We start from the raw sequence: 18,648 nt of genomic DNA, 5'->3' as shown, positions 1-18,648 counted from the left end.
GATGACCGGCAGGCCTAGACGGGGTTGCTGAAGCCGTCACGCAGCATGGTCAACGCGCCGACAATCTGTACTTCAAGGTCATCAGCCGAGTCGCTGAGTGATTCGTTAGCGGATGCGGCCCACACCTGCATGGCCGCCTTGACGCAGGAGAGGACGGCACCGACCAGGGCGAGAAGGTACAGCGGATCCAGGTGGCCGCCCATGCGTTCGTCGACCGCCTGGCGGATCCGGGATTCGGCCCGTTCCCAGGCGTGCAGCTGACTGCGCATCAGTTCAGGGCTGCCCTCGGCCATCCGGAAGAGTTCGCCGCAGACACCCAGGTTGTCGGTCTTGGAGATGGCTGCCAGCGCGGCGATCATGGCGTCCAGCAGGGGTTCGTCAGCGGGCCGGGCCATGAATTCTGCCGCGGCCAGCTCCAGGAAGGCATCAGTGGAGGTGGTGAGAGCTTCCTCGGCGCTGTGGAAGTAGTTGAAAAAGGTACGGCGGGACACACCGGCCTCTGCCGCGACCTGGTCGACCGTGAAATTTCCCAGCCCGTGCGTGCGGGCGAGATCGAGGGCTGAAGCCGCAATGGCACGTCGCGTGTCGAGCTTGTTCTGCTCCCGACGGCCTGGCACGGCAGCCGCGCCCGCGGAACCGGCGTCGGATGTGTCGCTCGTATCGGGCACGAGGGCAGGGTCGGTCACCGGAGCTGGACTAGTCATATTGTTACACTAAGTGCAATTTTGCATCCTGTGCAACTAAATGACGTGTGCCGCTGCTCACGTTTCGTCCGTGCGCGGTACAAACCCGCAAGCGCTACAGAACCAACGGACGCACCCGATAGGTCGGGCGCGTCCGTTGGCTTCTGCAGCGTGAGAGATGCGGTGGCTAGAACATCAACCGGGAACGGATGAGGAAACGCTTCCCCTCCGGAGCCTCGACCGAGAAACCGCTCCCCCGGCCGGTGACCACGTCGACCGTCAGATGAGTGTGCTTCCAGTACTCGAACTGTTCACGGGACATCCAGAACTCGATCAGTTGCGTCTCCCCAGGGACTCCACCACCGACGTCCAGGACGCCCAGCAGGACGTCCGCCTCGGCGGTGATGAACTCCCCCGCCGGGTAGCACATCGGCGATGATCCATCGCAGCAGCCGCCCGACTGGTGGAACATCAACGGTCCGTGGATGTCCCACAGTTTCCGCAGCAACTCCACGGCTTGCCCGGTCAGCGCTACCCGCGAGAAGTCCTCACCGGGTAGGACAATGCTGGCTTCGACGCTCACACCTGCTCCTTAGAAGAAACCGAGTTTGTCTTCGCTGTAGCTGACCAACAGGTTCTTCGTCTGCTGGTAGTGGTCCAGCATCATCGTGTGGTTCTCGCGGCCAATGCCTGACGATTTGTAGCCGCCGAACGCCGCACCTGCCGGGTAGGCGTGGTAGTTGTTCACCCAGACCCGGCCCGCCTGGATCTCCCGGCCGGCACGGTAGGCCACATTGCCGTTGCGGGACCACACGCCGGCGCCCAGCCCATAGAGGGTGTCGTTGGCGATCTGGAGCGCTTCGGCGTAGTCGCTGAACCGGGTCACTGACACCACTGGACCGAAAATCTCCTCCTGGAACACCCGCATGGAGTTGGTTCCCTCAAAGATCGTCGGTTTGACGTAGAAACCTTCGGAGAGATCGCCGTCGAGCGTGATCCGCTCGCCTCCGATGAGGATTTTCGCCCCTTCCTGCCGTCCGATGTCGAAGTAGGAGAGGATCTTCTCCAGTTGGTCGTTGGAGGCCTGCGCACCCACCTGGGTGTCGGTGTCCAGCGGGTTGCCCTGAATCATCTTCTCGGTGCGGGCAACGGCGTCCGCCATGAAGGAGTCGTACATGGAGTCCTGCACCAGTGCACGCGACGGGCAGGTGCATACCTCGCCCTGGTTGAACGCGAACAGCGCAAAGCCTTCCAGCGCCTTGTCGTAGAACGCGTCGTTCTTGTCCGAGACGTCGCCGAAGAAAATGTTGGGGCTCTTGCCCCCGAGTTCCAGCGTGACGGGAATGAGGTTCTGGCTGGCGTACTGGCTGATCAGCCGTCCGGTGGTGGTTTCACCGGTGAAAGCGATCTTGCGGATCCGCTTCGAGGACGCCAGCGGCTTGCCGGCCTCCACCCCGAACCCGTTCACCACGTTCAGCACGCCCGGTGGCAAAATGTCGCTGAGAAGCTCCATCAGGACCAGGATCGAGGTGGGGGTCTGCTCGGCCGGTTTGAGGACGACGGCGTTGCCTGCCGCAAGCGCGGGCGCCAGCTTCCAGGTGGCCATCAGGATCGGAAAGTTCCAGGGGATGATCTGCCCCACCACGCCGAGCGGTTCGTGGTAATGATAGGCGGTCATGTCGTCATCCAGCTGGGACAGTCGTCCCTCCTGGGCGCGGACGGCGCTGGCAAAGTAGCGGAAATGATCGGCGGCCAGCGGCAGATCAGCCGCGAGGACTTCCCTGATGGGTTTGCCGTTGTCCCAGGTTTCGGCCACTGCCAGCATTTCCAGATTCTCGTCAATCCGGTCCGCGACCCGGTTGAGGATCGCAGCACGTTCGGCTACCGATGTCTTGCCCCACGCGGGGGCGGCCTTATGGGCGGCATCGAGGGCCAGTTCGATGTCCTCGGCGGTACCCCGGGCTACCTCGCAAAAGGCCTTGCCGTTGACGGGGGAAATGTTCTCGAAGTACTGGCCCTTGATGGGGGCCACCCATTCGCCGCCGATCCAGTTCTCGTACCGCGGCTTGAAGGTAATTTTGGATCCGTCTTGGCCGGGCTGGGCGTAAACAGTCATCGTTTTGACTCCTTGGGTTCCGAAAAGGACGTCGTCGTCCTCCTTCCGAACTGTAGGCGGGCTCCAGTTGCACTGGGGTTGCACTCCCCTCAAGGGCCCATCAGGCGTCAGCGCAATTCCAGTTCGGCATCCAGCCTTTCAACGTGCGCGACCACGGCGGCCCGGCGCGGCGAACGCGGGGGCAGGACCTTCAGGGCAGCGGTCCATGCCTCGGCATCGTCCTGGGCCTCAGCGAGCTGGAGGTATTGGAGGACGGCGTCGGCGGAACCATCGTTGAGTACCGCCTCGCGGAGCAGGAAGCTGACCTCGGTGCGCAGGCGCACGATCGACGGCGCCTCGGACCGGGGCAGCACGGGACCGCGGTACAGGTTGAGCGCCATCCGGTGTGCTCCCCGCTGCAGGTAGTCCAGCACCTGTGACGCGTCGACCGTCAGCTCGCGGGGCAGGCGGTAGGGCCGCGAGCGTGGCACCAGGGACGGTAACTGGTGATTCAGCACCCGCCGCAGGCGCAGCATTTCGGCCCTCACGGTGGTGACCGAGACGTGCTCCGGATAGGCCATCGCCGCGAGCTGGTCCGCGCTCAGGCCGCTGGGGTGCAAGGCAAGCAGGGTGATGAGCTCGGCGTGCCTGGCGCTGAGCTCCACCGACCGTCGGCCCACCTGAATGACCCCGTGATCCCTTCCCAGGACCTGCAGCCCCTCCCGGTAGACGGAGTGTGTTTTCGCTGCCGCCAGCTTCCGTGCCGGCTGGCTTGCCTGCAGCCGGTGCAGGCTGAGATGCGCTTCGGCCGCAGCGACGGTTGCCTCAACAAGGGACAGCGTGTGGACTGCCACTGCGTCATCGGTGCCGGTAATGTCCACCACGCCCAGCACGGTCCCCGAATCCGGGTCATGGACCGGAACGGCAGTGCAGCTCCACGGATGCACCTGGGGGCTAAAGTGCTCGGCCCCGGCAATCTGTACGCTGCGTCCGAGCGCCAGTGCGGTGCCTGGAGCGCAGGTTCCAACAACCGACTCGGACCAGTCCGAGCCCGCGACGAACATCATCCCCTCGGCCCGACGGCGAAGTTCGCGGTCTCCCTCCACCCAGAGCAGACGCCCGTCCGCGTCGCCCACCGCGACCAGCAGCCCGCTGTCGAGACTCGGCTGGACCAGGAGCTTGCGGATGATGGGCAGGACCGCCGCGAGGGGGTGCCCCCGGCGGTAGGCCTCGAGCTCCTCGTCCGTATAGAACAGGGGGGCCTGGGCGGCGTCGGGGCTGGGCAGGTGCTGCAGAGATCGGAGCCAGGAATCCCTGACGAGCGAGCGCACACCGGAGGGAGGGGCGCTACCGAGCCGTTCGTGTGCACGGTGGGCGTACTGCTGCAGGGTTCTCGACGTGAGTCCCCCCGGAATCGGCAGTTGCTGCTGCGTCATCGACACTCCGCTTCATGGTCTCCCCGCCGGTGGGGTGGGATCAGTCTAGTGCCGGCGGCGTCCCGCTGTCGCGGGTGTCTCACGCTTTTTCTTTGCTCCGGCCCTCAAGGTCGGCGGACCCGGAGGGCCTAGAGCGCGTCACCTGGCATGACCTGCCAGGCGGCCCAGCGGGGAGAATCATCACAGGCGTCGGGAATGGACAGGTCCGCGTCGTCGCGGGCCCATTCGCTGCCACCCAGGCCAACTGGTTCATCGCCTGAGTACTCCTCGCCGTCGAAGATGAGGGTCCCGTCACGCCACTCGGGGTTTGATTCGGCGCGGAAGACCGGCACCCACCGCTCGGAGAATTCGGGGCTGGTCAGATAGACACACCCCTCCTCAAGCACCAGCCTGCCGGAAATCCCGGCTTGCTCACCGCTTTTGTCGGGGTTGCTGTAGGTCGCGAGCGGTTGGGAGCCGAGGTCGGGCTCAGCTTCGGCGCCGCTGCACCCGACGGTGAGCGCCGCACCGGCGAGGACAAGAGCTAGCTGCATGTGCCTGCGTGTCATTGACCCAGTCTAGATCTGTCGATGGTGCCACCGGCGCTGGCAGGACTAAGCCGGCTACTCGTCGCGGGAAATGGCGATCATCTCGTCCCGCGGGACCACCTTCACCCGTTCCCTGACCAGCTCGGTGTTGGTGCCGCCGTCGTACACAAAGTTGGCACCGAGCTTCAGCTCGTGGGCATCTAGCTTGAGCCAGCCTTCCCAGGTGGTGTACCGGATTCCGCGCTCGGTGAGCAGGTCGATGATGGCGTCTTCAGACGGGTACTGGGCCGGGGGAAGGTTCAACCGGTCCTCGAGGAGAAACCCGATGGTCTCCAATGCGTCGCCCTTGGTATGGCCGATGAGGCCCACCGGGCCCCGCTTGATCCAGCCCGTGGCGTAGATGCCGGGGACGGGGGTGCCCTCCTGATCGATGACCCGGCCACCCTCGTTGGGGATGACACCGCGCTGGCTGTCGAATCCCACCTCGGGCAGTTCCGACCCGAAGTAACCGATGGCACGGTAGACCGCCTGCACCGGGTAGTCGATGAACTCGCCGGTGCCCCGCACGGTCCCTTCCCCGGTCAGCGCGGTCCGTTCGAACCGCACGTTGGCGACCTTGCCGGGAGTTTCCGGGGAGTCGGTGATCTCGACAGGTGAGTGCAGGAAGTGGAGGTGCAACCGGCGTGAGGCACCGGTCGGTTCGTCGTCGACCAACCAGTTGGTGAGGGTCTTCACCATTGTCTTGGTCTGGTTGTTGCTGGCGATCTGCTGTTCGGAGGCTTCGTCGAAGTCAAAGTCCTCCGGGTAGAGCACGATGTCCACGTCGCGGGAGTGCGAGAGTTCACGCAGTTCCAGTGGGGTGAACTTCACCTGCGCCGGCCCGCGCCGGCCGAAGACGTGCACGTCGGTGACCGGGGATGCCTTCAGCCCGGCGTAGACGTTGTCGGGGATCTCGGTGGCGAGCAGATCGTCGGCATGCTTGGACAGCACCCGGGCGACGTCGAGGGCGACGTTTCCGTTCCCGATGACAGCGATCTCCCGGGCGTCCAGTGGCCAGTCGCGGGGGACATCAGGGTGGCCGTCATACCAGGAGACAAACTCGGCACCGCCGAACGACCCCTCGAGGTCCACTCCCGGGATGGCCAGTTCAGCGTCCTTGATCGCACCGGTGGAGAAGATGACCGCGTCGTAAAACTTGCGGAAGTCGGACAGCGTGAGGTCCCGGCCGTAGTTGATATTCCCCAGGAACCGGATGTCACCCCGGTCCAGCACCTTGTGCAGGGCGTTGACGATTCCCTTGATGCGCGGGTGGTCGGGGGCCACACCGTAGCGGATCAGGCCGTAGGGGGCAGGGTGCTGGTCGAAAAGGTCGATGCTGACCTGGAAGTCACCACCCTGGACCTCCTGGGACTTCGTCAGGATGTCGGCGGCGTACACGCCTGCCGGACCGGCACCGATGATCGCTACCCGCAGCGGTCGCCCCGCAGCTGAGGTGGACACTGATTGGCCTTCTTCCCTAGTGGACAAACCGAGACGTACATTTAGCGCACAGTTTCCTATTCTAAATGCCCCGCCGGGGTGCCGTCTAAACCGGTGATGCCGGTCTCATCGCAGGTTCCACCGCACATCGGGAATAAATCACGACGGGTGAGCGCTGGAGCCGACGTGACCCCTACCGAAACCGCTAGCCAGCGCCCGCCCCGAAGCGAAAACTCCACGGGCATCCTCTACGGAATTGGCGCCTACGGCCTCTGGGGTCTCCTGCCGCTGTACTTCATGATCCTGCTGCCGGCGACGGCCATCGAGATTGTCGCTAACCGCGTCCTCTGGTCGCTGGTGTTCTGCGCGCTCCTCCTGACCGTCATGAGGTCCTGGCGGACGGTCTGGGCCGCGGCGTCCAATCCCCGGATCCTCGGCACCCTGGCAATCGCCGCCCTCCTGATCGCCGTGAACTGGTTCGTCTACACGTACGGCGTGACCACCGGCCACGCCATCGAGGCGGCCCTCGGCTACTTCATCAACCCCATTGTTTCGGTACTGTTGGGCGTCCTGGTCCTGCGGGAGAAACTGCGCAGGCTGCAGTGGGCAGCGGTCGCCATGGGCATCATCGCGGTGGTGGTGCTGGCCATCGGCTACGGGAACGTGCCCTGGATCGCCCTGACACTCGCCTTCTCGTTTGGCTTCTACGGCTTCGTCAAGAAACGGGTCGGGTCCAAGGTGGATGCGCTGTCGAGCCTGAGCATCGAGACCGCCGTCCTCACCCCAATCGCGGCCGCGGTCATGATCTGGCTGACCTTCTCCGGGGCTGCGACAGTCCTCACCGAGGGCCCCGCACATTTCTGGATCATGGCGTCCGCCGGCGTGATTACCGCCGTCCCGCTGCTCTTCTTCGGCGCTGCAGCACGGCGGCTGCCCCTGACCACTATCGGCCTGCTGCAATACCTGGCACCGGTCCTGCAGTTCCTGCTGGCCCTGCTCGTATTCAAGGAAGAGATGCCGCTGGAGCGCTGGATCGGGTTCGGCCTGGTCTGGGTTGCCCTGGCGATGCTCACCATCGACATGTTGCGCACCGTCCGCAAGAACTCCCGCCCCCGCCGCGACCGCGCTGCCGCAGTGGTCGAGGAGACCGCGAAGGTCTGACCGGATTCACCCCGCCGAGAAGTGAGCTCTGGCGACCCAGGGCATCCCTGGGTCGCCAGTACTCATGATTCGGCGGGCGTTGCTGGCTGCCGCTAAGCGGCCGGCAGGTTCCAGTCCCGAGGAACAACGATCATCGGGACGGGCAGCGCGCGCAGCATCTTGTTGGCGGTGGAGCCCAAGAAGAGCTGACTCCGCTTCGCGAGCCGGCTCGAGCCGACGAAAACGATCTCTCCCGGATCCCACTCAATGTCGTCAATGGCCTGTTCGATCGTCCGGCCGTGGGCCACAGTGATTGTCGTTTCGTGGCCCTCCGGCAGCTGTTCCCCGGCCCGGGCGAGAACCGTGTTGGCGTGCTGGTGGGCCAGGTTGATTGCTTCCCCGGTATCCGCCTGCTCGTTGACGTCCAAAGCCACCAGGGAGATGAGCCGCAGTGGCATGCCCCGGCGGGCCGCCGAGTCGACCGCCACGTCCAGGACCGCTTCCGCACCCGCACGGGTGCCGACGGCGCAGGACAGCCGGGTCATCCGGTCGCGGTGACGGTAGCCACGGGGAGCCAGTCCCACCGGGACAGGCGACGAGTGCAGCACGGCATTGGCCACGCTGCCCACGGTGAACCGGCGCAGCAGTCCATTGCTGGCCGCTCCGATCACGATCAGCCCGGCCTCCAGGTCGGAGGCAACCTCCAGCAGGCCCTCGGCGAACGAGTCGGCGAGCAACACGTGAGGAACCACTTCGACCCCACCGGGGATTCCCTGGATGGCTTCCTCAAGGGCGACCATCGCACGGCCCGTGCCAGCTCCGACACTGCCGTCCTGCGGACGGCCCAGCACCGTCACCAGGTCGATGCTGGCACCCTGCGTGCGCGCGAGCGACGTCGCCAGTGCCAGGGCATCACGGCCACGATCATTGTTGGTGAAACCCACTACATAACGCATACGGCGCCTTCCGGTTCGGATTCTGACCGGCGCCTAGGATCACCGCCGCAGATCTGCTCTAGCCTATCGCGGCTGCAGACAGTGGTGGATCTGCTGGTGGGCCGTGGGGTTCTACCGTTCGACGTGGGCAGGTGCACTCCCCTTCCGCAGAGTGTCGCCCTTGAAGAACGCTGGATTAACCCGGTACATGATCACCATGAGTACTGCCCCGAGGAGGATCACTCCGGTGCCCAGGATGAACACCAGTCCCACCCCGGCGATCGATGAACCGGACCCATAGTCGGGGTCCATCGAGTCGGTGGCCGTTTTTACGAACATCACCAGCAGAATCACCCCGCCGAGCAAGGGGGCCAGGAACTTCAGCAGGATGTTGCGGGCGTTGCTGAACGCGACAGCCCTGAAGTACCAGACGCAGGCCATGGCGGTGATCCCGTAGTAGAAGCAGATCATCATGCCGAGCGCCGTAATGGTGTCATACAGTGCGTTTTCCGAGACGATGCGGGTGACCACATAAAACCCGGAGGCGGCGACCGCCGCGGCGACGGTCGCGTAGCTCGGCGACTTGTAGGTGGGGCTGATCTTGCCGTAGCTCGCTGGCAGCGCCCGGTAGTGGCCCATCGCGAGCAGGGTGCGAGCCGGTGAAACGAAGGTCGACTGCAGCGAAGCCGCTGAACTGCTCAATACCGTCAGGGACATCAGGATGGCGAACGGCCCCATCACGGGTCCGGCCAGGACGGCGAAGATGCTCCCCTGGTTGTCGACGTTGCCGGCACCGAATTCGCCGTCGCCTACTCCCGCGTAGGACAGGGTGGCGAGCGCGACCGTCAGGTAGATCACGACGATGACCAGCACGGTAAGGGTGGCGGCCCGGCCGGGTGTCCGCTCCGGGTCCTTCGTTTCCTCATTCATGGTCAGGGTGACGTCCCAGCCCCAGTAGACGAAGATCGACAGGGATACCCCGGCGGCGAAGGCTGAGAAGGATTCGACGGCGAACGGGTTGAACCAGTCGGGGCTGATGGCTGTCGCGTCGAAAGCGGTGCCGTTGGCTACGTGCGCAAAGGCGGCGATTGCGAACCAGCCCAGGACGAGCAGCTGGAAACCGACCAGCACGTACTGCACGGCCTTGGTCGTTTCCATCCCGCGGTAGGACACCCAGCAGGCCAGGGCCACGAAGACGAGCGTGGTGGCAATGTTCAGCGGCAGGTTCAGGGTGAGGTCGGCCAGCGACTCGTTCCCGGTCAGCTGGGCGAGCATGAGGTAGAAGAAGTCGACGGCGACGGCGGCCAGGTTGGACAGCACGATCACCGTCGCAGCGATCAGCCCCCAGCCACCCATCCAGCCGACCCACGGGCCGAACGCGCGCGTCGCCCAGGTGAAGGAGGTGCCGGCGTCGGGCATTGCATTGTTCAACTCCCGGTAGCCCAGGGCCACGAGCAGCATCGGGATGAACCCCACGAGGAAGATCGCTGGAAGCTGCACCCCTACCTCTGCAACGGTGGGGCCGAGCGCCGCGGTCAGGGTGTAGGCGGGGGCGATGCAGGAGACGCCGATGACGACGGCGCCCAGCAGCCCGACCGACCCGGAACTCAGACCCTTCTTGCTCAGTCCGGTGGGCGAATCCTGTGTAGTGCTCACTGCGACACCTCGGTAGGTTGGACGTCCCTGCCCTCACCGGCATCGGAGCGCTTCGTGACAGATCGCTCCGGTTGGCGCGACTGGATATCGTCGGATCGGTAGCTGCGTGGCACCACAACCATTGGCACGGTCAGTGCCCGCAGGATCTTGTTGGCAGTCACGCCGAGGAATAGTCGACTGTGCTGAGCCAACCGGCTCGATCCGACCAGCAGGATCTCGCCTTCGTCCCACGCGAGCGCGCCGATGGCTTCCTCGACGGTCGACCCGCGCACCACTTCGACGCTGACCTGGCCTCCTGCTGCGAGCGAGGCGGCCGCCTCGGCCAACCGGGTGTTGGCGTGGTCGTGGGCTGCCTCCACCGCCGCAGCGTCGGCTCCGTCAGCGCCCGACGACGGGTCCAGTGCTACCAGCGAAACCAGCCTCAGGGGCAGCTTCCGCCGGGCCGCGGAGTCGACGGCGACGGCGATGACCTCGTCCGCACCGGCCCTGGTCCCGACGGCGCAGGTGAGCCGGGTGATCGGGTCGAGCCGCCGGTAGCCCTGTGGCGCAAGGGCCACCGGGACCGGGGATGCGTGCAGCAGGGTCCCCGCGACGCTGCCCACGTTGAACCGTTTCCGCAGCCCGCGTGAACTCGCCCCAATGATGATCAGCGAGGCACCCGAGTCCACTGCGGCGTCGATCAGGCCACCCGCCTGCGAATCGGCGCTGATGACATGCGCGCGGGCCGTGACGTCGTCGGGAATCATGGCCAGCCCCTCGGCGAGCCACTCCTGCAGCTGGGCAGACAGGATGCTCTCGAACCCGCGCTCGGGCGGGTAGACGGCGTTGAAGGGTGAGTGCTCGGGCATTACCATGACGAGCTGCAGCTTCGCGTCCTGGCGGCGGGCGAGGGCGACGGCGAGGCTCACGGCATCGCGGCCGCGTTCGTCAGCCGTGTACCCGACGATGTAGTCCATGCGCTTCATGCTCCTTCGGCTGAGGTAAGGCTCAGGATGTTGCGGGCGGTCGCTTGACCCATTCTGATCGCTCCCTCCACGTGTTGGTAGCCCTCAGCCGCGAGATCCGAACAGGACCAGTGGATGGGGCCCACCGGGGTGAGCTGGTCGGGTCCATAGCGGTGGAGGCCGCCGAGGTCGTAGCTGGTGGCGTACGCTCCGCGGGTCCATTCCTCGGAACCCCAGTCCGACTCGTAGTAGACCTCGGGGGTCAGCGCCTGCGGTCCCAGAAAACCTGCGATTGATTCGAGGATGGTCCGCTGCCGTTCGGCCAGGTCCAGCCGGAACATGGCGTCGGCCTTTTCATCCGAGACGAATCCCACCAGGGTGCCGCGGGAGTCCTCGTGGTTGGTGTTGTCGTACACCTCCTGCACTATCGAGGAGGCGCTGAACCCCGTCCCGGAGAGGCCGTCGGCGCGCCAGAACGGCGTCGTGTAGACGGCGTGGACCTTGATGACCAGGCCCAGGGACTGGTGCTGGTGCATCTGGTGCTGCCGTCGTGGGAGGGGTGGCTCGTAGGAGACCCGTGAGTACAGGTTCGGTGGGACGGCCATGATCGCGTAGCGCGCCCTGACGGTGACGGCGTCCGAGACGGCGGTGACGTGGCTTCCGTCGGTGCTGCCGTCGTCGTTCGATCCGCTGTGCCAGCGCAGGGTGCGCACCGGACTGGACAGGACGACGTCGTCACCCAGACGTTCAGCGAGACGTTCCGACACCTGCTGCATGCCACCGACGACGCGTTTGTCGAGGATGAAGTTCTCGTCCACCAGGTTGGAGAAGGAACCGGCCGACGCGGCCATGAGCACGGCCTGCAGTGCAGAGAATGCGTGAGCGGGTTTGGTGAGCATCCCCCCGGCGATGAAGAGGCCGATGTTGTTGCAGGCTTCCTCGTCATTGGACTGCTCGCGGAGCCAATGGTGGAAAGAGATTGTATCCAGTTCCCTGGCCTCCGGATGGGTCCACGGCGTCTCGGGGCCAGCCTCCGCCGCCAGCCGGTCCAGCAACTCGATGAGGCGGTTCATCTCCGTCTCGGTGTCAGGCGAGACTGGGAACATGTCGCCGGTGTAGCGGGTGCTGGCGCCGTCAGCGCCGATGTAGACCGAGTCGCCGTCGCGGTACCTTTCATAGGTTTCCAGCCCGAGCTCTGCCAGCAAGTCCTTCAGCGCGGTCTGGTCCGGCGAGACCCACTGGCCGCCGATCTCCAGCACCGCACCATCAACCGTGTCTGTCCAGGTGCGTCCCCCCACCCGGTTCCGCGCTTCCAGGACGGCAACGCTCAATCCCGCCCTGCTCAGCTCCCAGGCGGCAGTGAGACCCGAGGGCCCCGCCCCTATGATGACGACGTCGCGTTCCAACTGCTCCACAATTACCCCTCACGGACGGTATGGCCCAGGCCACAAAATGAACGGCATTCATTTATTACAGATACTGTAGCGATACCCGTCGATTTTGGAAAGGGCCGATCAGTTATGGGGCGCAGTAGAATTGACCCCCAGCAACGGGATGGCGAAGGGGCAGGCATGGGAACAGTGGGGTCTCCGGTGAGCCGCCGCCGCGCAGGAAGGCCGCCACGCGGGGTACTGTCCCGTGATCTGATCACCGATGCCGCGTTGGGCTTGATTGCCAGCCAGGGGTACGAGGGGTTGACCATGGCCGCACTGGCACACCGGTTGCGTGTTGCGCCCTCGGCTTTGTACAACCACGCCGAGTCCAAGCAGGAAGTGCTGCGCTGGGTCGAAGACCAGGTGATGGCACAGGTGGATTTCAGCGATTTTGCTGAGGCACCCTGGGATGAGGCGGTCCGGTCGTGGGCCTGGTCCTACCGCGGCGTATTCGCCGCCCATGCGCCACTCATTTCGGTGATCGCCGTCCTTCCCGTCACCGGTGCTCCCGAAACCCTTGCAATGTATGAGGCGGTCACGCAGGGATTCCTCAGGGCTGGCTGGCCGGAGGACCGCATCATTCCTGCCATCGTGGCTCTGGAGTCCTTCATCTTCGGGTCAGCGTTCGACGTCGCCGCACCGGAAGATATCTTCGAGTCCGGCAGCCTGGGACCCGACTATCCCCTATTCACTGCTGCCGTACGGGTGCGCGGCAGCTCGCAGGCCGACTCCGCCGATGCAGCGTTCACGATCGGACTCGAAGCGCTCATCATCGGACTGAAGGCTCAACTGGCCACCTGAAGCCAACGCAGTACCAGTTTCCTCGAGGCTATCGACAATCGTTAACTTAACGTTTATCGTTAGTATTGATAAACGTTAAGTTAACTGGAGGAACCCCATGACCATGACACCGTCCCCACCCAGCACACGGACACCGTTGAAGACTGTCGAACGAGCAGGGCTGGTGACCGTCCAGGTAATCACTGGCCTTCTCACAGTGATCGTCCTCGCCGTGCTCACTGTTTTCCTGGTAATGGCCTCGCAGGGTAAAACCGAACTGTATCTGCCAGCGGTCACCCCTGAGGGTTCAGTCGCCGGGCTGGGGCCACAGGTCTCAATGGCGTACTTCGACACCATCACCCTGAGCGTTGAAGGAGTCAGTGGTGCAGCGATAGCGCCCTATGCGGCCACCATGACGGTCGGATTCCTTTTCGTTGCAGCGTCGTTGGTGTTCTTCCTTCACCTCACCCGGCGGGTGCAGCGTGGACGTCCTTTCGGACGGTTAATGACGGCAGGTCTAGGCATCCTCGCACTGTTCTTCACTGTTGGCTCGCTCATTCTGCCGGCAGTTTTCTCCTACGCGCACACAGTGATCGTGGCTGACCTCGGCATCGACCTGGCGGCGGCACCCTTCAGTACCGGCTACTATTTCGGTCCGACTGACTCGATTTCCCTGATCACTGGAGTCTTCTGCGCCCTATTCGCCGGGGCCTTCCATATCGGCTCCCGGCTGCAGCGCGACACCGACGGGCTGATCTAATGGCCCCCGCAGACTCGGAGGCCACTGACATCCATTGCCGGCTGGACGAGCTCCTCGCTGACCGGAACATGACGCTCACGGAGCTGGGTCGCCGCGTGGATATGAGTATTGTGAATCTTTCAGTCCTCAAGAACGACAGGGCCCGGGCCATCAGGTTCTCCACCCTTCAGGCCATCTGCGAAGTGCTGGAATGTCAGGTCGGGGACCTGCTGGAGATACGCAAAACCCCTCCCCCGAAGCGTTAGGTCTGGTGGGGTCGGCGTCGGCCGATTCACCAGACCCGACCACTCGGCGGAGGGGTGGGGGATGCGGGGTTGCGCTACTTCGCGGCGCGGATGGCTGCCTCGAGGACGTCCAGGCCGTCGTTCAGCAGCTCATCACCGATCACCAGTGGGGGCAGCAGCCGAACCACGTTGCCGTAGGTACCGCAGGTCAGGATGATGACGCCCTCCTGCAGGCACGCCGCGGCAATGGCCTTGGTGGCTTCAGGGTTAGGGGTCTTGGTTCCCGGCTTCACGAACTCAAGAGCCAGCATCGCACCGCGACCACGGATTTCACCGATGATCGACTCTTCACCGAGGTCCTCCTGCAACGCACGGAACCGCGAGGTGGCAAGCTCCTCAATCGCCTGGGCGCGCGAGATGAGGTCCTGCTCCTGCATCGTCTCGATAGCGGCCAGAGCTGCAGCACAGGCCACCGGGTTGCCACCGAACGTGCCGCCGAGGCCACCGGGATGGACGGCGTCGAGCAGGTCTGCCCGGCCGGTGATGGCCGACAGCGGCATGCCGCCAGCGATGCCCTTCGCCATGGTGATGATGTCGGGCACCACTGACTCATGGTCGACGGCGAACCAGGCGCCGGTGCGGCAGAAGCCGGACTGCACCTCGTCGGCGATGAAGACCACACCGCTTTCCTTGGCCCAGGCGGCCAGGGTGGGCAGGAAACCTTCGGCGGGAACGATAAAGCCGCCTTCGCCCTGGATGGGTTCGATGATGATGGCAGCCAGTGAGCTGGCACCGATCTGCTTTTCCATCATCGTGATGGCGCGCTGGGCTGCCTCGACACCGGTGATCGAGGGGTTCTCCTCGCGGAACGGGTAGCTCATCGGCAGCCGGTACACCTCAGAGGCGAACGGGCCGAAGTCGCCGGCAGGTCCACCCTTGTAGGGCAGGGACTTGGCGGTCAGTGCCATCGTCAGGTTGGTGCGGCCATGGTAGGCGTGATCGAAAGCGGCGACGGCAGTGCGGCCGGTGGCCAGACGCGCCACCTTGATCGCGTTCTCGACAGCCTCGGCACCCGAGTTGAACAGCACAGTGCGCTTCTCGAAGTCGCCCGGGGTCAGTTCGGCCAGCTTCTCGGCGACGGCGATGTAGCCCTCGTAGGGGGTGACCATGAAGCAGGTGTGGGTGAAGTGCTCCACCTGTTCCTTGACGGCGCCGACGACGGCGGGATCCGATGCCCCGACACTGGTCACCGCGATGCCCGAACCGAGGTCGATGAAGGAGTTACCGTCGACGTCGTGCACGATGCCGCCGTCGGCGTCGGCAACATACACCGGAACGCCTGAGGCAACACCCTTGGCGACGACCGCCGCACGCCGGGCGGCGAGCTCAGTGGACTTCGGGCCGGGGAAGTCTGCGATGATCTTGCGTTTTTGCTCGAGCCGGAACTGCGGCCGCGTTGCTTGGGTGGTCATAGGGAAACTGCCTTTCTAGACATCCAGCGCGCTCATCACGTGCTTGATCCGGGTGTAGTCCTCAACGCCGTACATTGAGAGATCCTTGCCGTAACCGGAGCTCTTGAAGCCTCCGTGAGGCATCTCGGCGGTGAGAAGAATATGGGTGTTGATCCAGACGGCCCCGAAATCGAGGTCGCGGGAGACGCGCATGGCCGTTCCGTGATCGGTGGTCCAGATGCTGGAGGCGAGGGCGTACTCGACGTCGTTCGCCAGTTCCACTGCCTCGTCCTCGGTGGTGAACTTCTGCACGGTGATGACCGGGCCGAAGGTTTCCTTCTGCACAATGTCGTCGTCCTGGCGGGCACCGGTGATGATGGTGGCCTCGTAGAAGTAGCCCTTGTCGCCGGAGCGCTTGCCGCCGATCTCGACCTTGCAGTGTTCCGGCAGGGCATCCATCACCGCGTTGACCGCGTTGAAGTGGTTGATGTTGTTCAGCGGGCCGAAGTAGTTCTTGGAATCGTCGGCGTTCCCCGTCTTGAGCGTCTCGGTGTGCGCCACCATGGCGGCTACCAGGTCATCGTGTACTGAATCCTGGACCAGGACACGGGTGATCGCGGTGCAGTCCTGGCCGGCGTTGAAGAAGGAGAACTCAGCGATCGCCGCCGCGGTCTTCTTGATGTCGGCGTCGGCGAAGACGACGGCGGGTGCCTTGCCTCCCAGCTCAAGGTGGGCACGTTTGAGAGTCTTGGCGGCACCGGTGGCGACGGCGATGCCCGCGCGGACCGATCCGGTGATCGACACCAGGCCGGGAACCGGGTGGTCCACCATCGCAGCGCCAGTCTCCCCGGTCCCCAGGATCACGTTCAGCACACCGGCGGGCAGGATGCCCTGGGTCAGCTTCGCCAGCACGAGTGTTGACTCGGGGGTCGTGTCGCTGGGCTTGAGGACCACAGTGTTACCTGCGGCGAGCGCGGGGCCAATCTTCCAGATCGCCATCAGGAGCGGGTAGTTCCAGGGTGCCACCTGGGCGACGACGCCGATCGGCTCGCGGCGAATGTAGGAGGTGTGCCCCTCGACGTATTCGCCAGCGGATTTCCCCTCCATCAGGCGCGCGGCACCGGCGAAGAAGCGCAGCTGGTCGGCACCGACCGCCACTTCCTCGGCGGCGATCAGGTCACGGACCTGTCCGGTATTGCGGTGCTGCGCCTCGACGAGTTCATCGCTCGCGGCCTCCAGCGCGTCAGCGAGCTTCAGCAGCATGAGCTGCCGCTGACTCGGGGTGACGTGCTTGAAAGTGGTGAAGGCTTGCGCCGCCGCTGTCATGGCGGCGTCGACGTCCGACTGCAGCGAAACGGGCGCCTTCGCCACGACCTCGCCGTTGGTCGGATTAACAATGTCCAGCAGTTCGGTGCCGGCCGGCGTCACGAACTCGCCGTTGATGAAGTTCTGGAGGGTGGTTACCACGGTATTCATCCCTTTTCTCTGATGGGCTGACGGGTCACAACGGGCCCGTCGCAGCGTAAATCCACTGCCGACCCTACGCCTTTACGCGATCAGCGGCCTAGGGTGATGCGCACAACAACTCTGGCTCACTGTGATGCAACCGCACAGTGACCCCGCTCTATAGTTGAGCCATGGCCATCACGCTCCCCGCCCTGCTCACCGCCGCTGGCCTCGATCTCCACCCGGTCGGGACAACCGCCCCCGTCGACCTTCCGATCCAGTGGGTTGCGGTGACCGAACTGGAAGACCCGCTCCCCTTCCTCAGCGGCGGGGAGATCGTGCTGACCACCGGGTTGCGGCAAAAGACGACGACGGCGCAGCGGGCCTTTGTACGCCGGGTCCACGAGTCGGGAGCACTCGGCATCGGGTTTGGCACCGGGTTGGGGCACAAGCAGGTTCCAGCGGCCCTGATCGACGAAGCCAACACCCTGGGCCTCCCCGTCTTCCGGGTCCCCTACGAGACGCCCTTCATCGCCATCGGGAAAATCGTTGCTGATTCGCTCTCCGCCGACCACTACTCCCGGCTCGAAAACCTATTGAAGGGCCACCAGGTCCTGGCGTCCGCCCTCCTCGGCGAGGGAGGCCTTCACCAGTTGCTCCGTGAGCTGGGTGCGATGCTGGGGACCGACGTCGTGCTGTCCCAGTACGGGACTCGCCTATTCGGGACGGGACCGGCCGGTCCGCCGTCGGGGCACTGGCACCGCCTGCCGGTGGCGACGGGACTGAAAGACCGGTGCACCCTCGCCATCGCCGAGCCCTACACACCCAACGCCATCGTGGCCTACGCGCAGAGCCTGATCAGCGTCGAGCTCAGCAACCAGGCCCGACGGCGGGCGAGCGAGCGCGCAGTGATGGGACAACTCTTCCAGGACGTGGTGCGGGGAACGCTGGCAGGCCCCGACGCCGTCGCGCGCCTCGGCGGTGCTGGGATCGACACCGGTTTGCGCCAGGTGGTGGTGATCGTGGAGGTTGCCTCCGGTCAGCGACGCGCACTGCGCACGCTTCCGACCCCTGCAGGATTCGAATCGGGGGTGGCGGCACTGGTGGATGAGCGTTTGGTGATCACTATTCCCGACGGCGACGGCCCCGCCCTGAGTCAGGTGATGGGCGCTTACCTGCATGGGGCCGGGCTGACGGCGAAGGTCGGTTTCGGTGGAGCCTACGCCCAGGCGAGTGGTTTCCGCTGGAGCTACTTTGAGGCCCGCGAGTCGCTAACCAGGGGCCAACCGGTCAATACCCCCGACCGGTTGTCCCTGACCTCACTCCTGATGGCCAGCGAGGACGTGCCCCTGGCCGACCTGGCCGCGGAGGCCCTGGACCCGGTGGTGGCATTCGATCAGCGCCACCACTCCGAGCTGATGGTGACCCTGGACCGGTACCTCGCCCTGAATGGATCAGTCGCTGCCGTAGCCGAAGCCCTCCAGCTCCACCGGAATACGGTGCGGTATCGATTGCAGCAAATCCAGGACCTCAGCGGGTACAACCCGGCGGTCACCGCGGACCGGGTTCACCTGTACCTCGCCCTGAATGTCAGGGGATTGAGGTAGCTATCTGAGGAAATTGAGACTAATTCGAAGATGATTCGAGAATATTAAAAGA

17 protein-coding genes are annotated in these 18,648 nt (G+C 64.7%); 5 read left to right on the top strand and 12 right to left on the bottom strand.

All coding sequences use genetic code 11. The features are described from left to right. Window positions 1-14: 14 nt before the first annotated feature. From HMI58_RS08290 to HMI58_RS08265, 6 genes are all read right to left on the bottom strand, one after another. Window positions 15-704 (bottom strand): TetR/AcrR family transcriptional regulator, encoded by a 690-nt coding sequence (locus tag HMI58_RS08290; protein ID WP_171618900.1) that lies wholly within the window; start codon window positions 702-704, stop codon window positions 15-17. A gap of 166 nt (window positions 705-870) precedes the next feature. After that, window positions 871-1,266, bottom strand: coding sequence for a DUF779 domain-containing protein (locus HMI58_RS08285; protein WP_171618898.1), 396 nt, complete (start codon window positions 1,264-1,266; stop codon window positions 871-873). A gap of 9 nt (window positions 1,267-1,275) precedes the next feature. Beyond that, on the bottom strand, window positions 1,276-2,799 hold the full coding sequence (locus HMI58_RS08280) for an aldehyde dehydrogenase family protein (protein ID WP_171618896.1): 1,524 nt from the start codon (window positions 2,797-2,799) through the stop codon (window positions 1,276-1,278). Window positions 2,800-2,906: 107 nt separating this feature from the next. Continuing rightward, window positions 2,907-4,214, bottom strand: coding sequence for a GAF domain-containing protein (locus tag HMI58_RS08275; RefSeq protein ID WP_171585901.1), 1,308 nt, complete (start codon window positions 4,212-4,214; stop codon window positions 2,907-2,909). Window positions 4,215-4,342: 128 nt separating this feature from the next. Next, entirely contained in the window at window positions 4,343-4,762 is a 420-nt protein-coding gene (locus HMI58_RS08270; protein WP_171618894.1) for a hypothetical protein, read from the bottom strand. Between the two features lie 54 nt (window positions 4,763-4,816). Beyond that, window positions 4,817-6,241 carry an FAD-dependent oxidoreductase gene (locus HMI58_RS08265; protein ID WP_171618892.1) on the bottom strand — a complete coding sequence of 475 codons (1,425 nt, stop codon included), beginning with the start codon at window positions 6,239-6,241 and terminating at the stop codon, window positions 4,817-4,819. Between the two features lie 165 nt (window positions 6,242-6,406). Here HMI58_RS08265 and rarD point away from each other — a divergent pair, with 165 nt between their 5' ends. Further along, window positions 6,407-7,381: an EamA family transporter RarD gene (rarD, locus tag HMI58_RS08260; RefSeq protein WP_171585898.1), complete on the top strand. Its 975-nt coding sequence runs from the start codon at window positions 6,407-6,409 to the stop codon at window positions 7,379-7,381. 92 nt (window positions 7,382-7,473) lie between these two features. On the opposite strand, the gene HMI58_RS08255 is transcribed toward rarD, so the two are convergent. The 4 genes from HMI58_RS08255 to HMI58_RS08240 all read right to left on the bottom strand — a co-directional run bounded on the left by HMI58_RS08255 (window position 7,474) and on the right by HMI58_RS08240 (window position 12,310). Beyond that, window positions 7,474-8,316: a universal stress protein gene (locus HMI58_RS08255; protein WP_171618890.1), complete on the bottom strand. Its 843-nt coding sequence runs from the start codon at window positions 8,314-8,316 to the stop codon at window positions 7,474-7,476. Window positions 8,317-8,427: 111 nt separating this feature from the next. Further along, window positions 8,428-9,951 carry an APC family permease gene (locus HMI58_RS08250; RefSeq protein WP_171618888.1) on the bottom strand — a complete coding sequence of 508 codons (1,524 nt, stop codon included), beginning with the start codon at window positions 9,949-9,951 and terminating at the stop codon, window positions 8,428-8,430. Then, a complete protein-coding gene (locus tag HMI58_RS08245) occupies window positions 9,948-10,907 on the bottom strand; it encodes a universal stress protein (RefSeq protein WP_171585895.1) in 960 nt (319 codons plus the stop codon). The genes HMI58_RS08250 and HMI58_RS08245 overlap by 4 nt, the downstream gene beginning before the upstream one ends. A 5-nt stretch (window positions 10,908-10,912) precedes the next feature. Beyond that, the gene (locus HMI58_RS08240; protein ID WP_171618886.1) at window positions 10,913-12,310 is read right to left on the bottom strand and encodes an NAD(P)/FAD-dependent oxidoreductase; all 1,398 of its coding nucleotides are present in this window, start codon (window positions 12,308-12,310) and stop codon (window positions 10,913-10,915) included. Window positions 12,311-12,466: 156 nt separating this feature from the next. Here HMI58_RS08240 and HMI58_RS08235 point away from each other — a divergent pair, with 156 nt between their 5' ends. The 3 genes from HMI58_RS08235 (at window position 12,467) to HMI58_RS08225 (ending at window position 14,113) form a co-directional block, all read left to right on the top strand. Continuing rightward, window positions 12,467-13,129, top strand: coding sequence for a TetR/AcrR family transcriptional regulator C-terminal domain-containing protein (locus tag HMI58_RS08235; RefSeq protein ID WP_171585892.1), 663 nt, complete (start codon window positions 12,467-12,469; stop codon window positions 13,127-13,129). Window positions 13,130-13,226: 97 nt separating this feature from the next. After that, window positions 13,227-13,868, top strand: coding sequence for a DUF2975 domain-containing protein (locus HMI58_RS08230; protein WP_171618884.1), 642 nt, complete (start codon window positions 13,227-13,229; stop codon window positions 13,866-13,868). Continuing rightward, the gene (locus HMI58_RS08225) at window positions 13,868-14,113 is read left to right on the top strand and encodes a helix-turn-helix transcriptional regulator (protein ID WP_171585889.1); all 246 of its coding nucleotides are present in this window, start codon (window positions 13,868-13,870) and stop codon (window positions 14,111-14,113) included. The genes HMI58_RS08230 and HMI58_RS08225 overlap by 1 nt, the downstream gene beginning before the upstream one ends. A 74-nt stretch (window positions 14,114-14,187) precedes the next feature. Here HMI58_RS08225 and gabT read toward each other — a convergent pair whose 3' ends face one another. After that, the gene (gene gabT, locus HMI58_RS08220; RefSeq protein ID WP_171618882.1) at window positions 14,188-15,564 is read right to left on the bottom strand and encodes a 4-aminobutyrate--2-oxoglutarate transaminase; all 1,377 of its coding nucleotides are present in this window, start codon (window positions 15,562-15,564) and stop codon (window positions 14,188-14,190) included. 15 nt (window positions 15,565-15,579) lie between these two features. Then, entirely contained in the window at window positions 15,580-17,019 is a 1,440-nt protein-coding gene (locus HMI58_RS08215; protein WP_171585887.1) for a gamma-aminobutyraldehyde dehydrogenase, read from the bottom strand. Window positions 17,020-17,180: 161 nt separating this feature from the next. On the opposite strand from HMI58_RS08215, the gene HMI58_RS08210 reads away from it, so the two are divergent. Then, window positions 17,181-18,596: a PucR family transcriptional regulator gene (locus HMI58_RS08210; protein ID WP_171618880.1), complete on the top strand. Its 1,416-nt coding sequence runs from the start codon at window positions 17,181-17,183 to the stop codon at window positions 18,594-18,596. The last annotated feature ends 52 nt before the right edge of the window (window positions 18,597-18,648 follow it).

The organism is Arthrobacter sp. 147(2020) (assembly GCF_013116715.1).
Taxonomy (GTDB): Bacteria; Actinomycetota; Actinomycetes; order Actinomycetales; family Micrococcaceae; genus Arthrobacter_D.
Note: the sequence above shows the minus strand (reverse complement) of the source record. Positions and strands in the feature narration are given on the sequence as shown.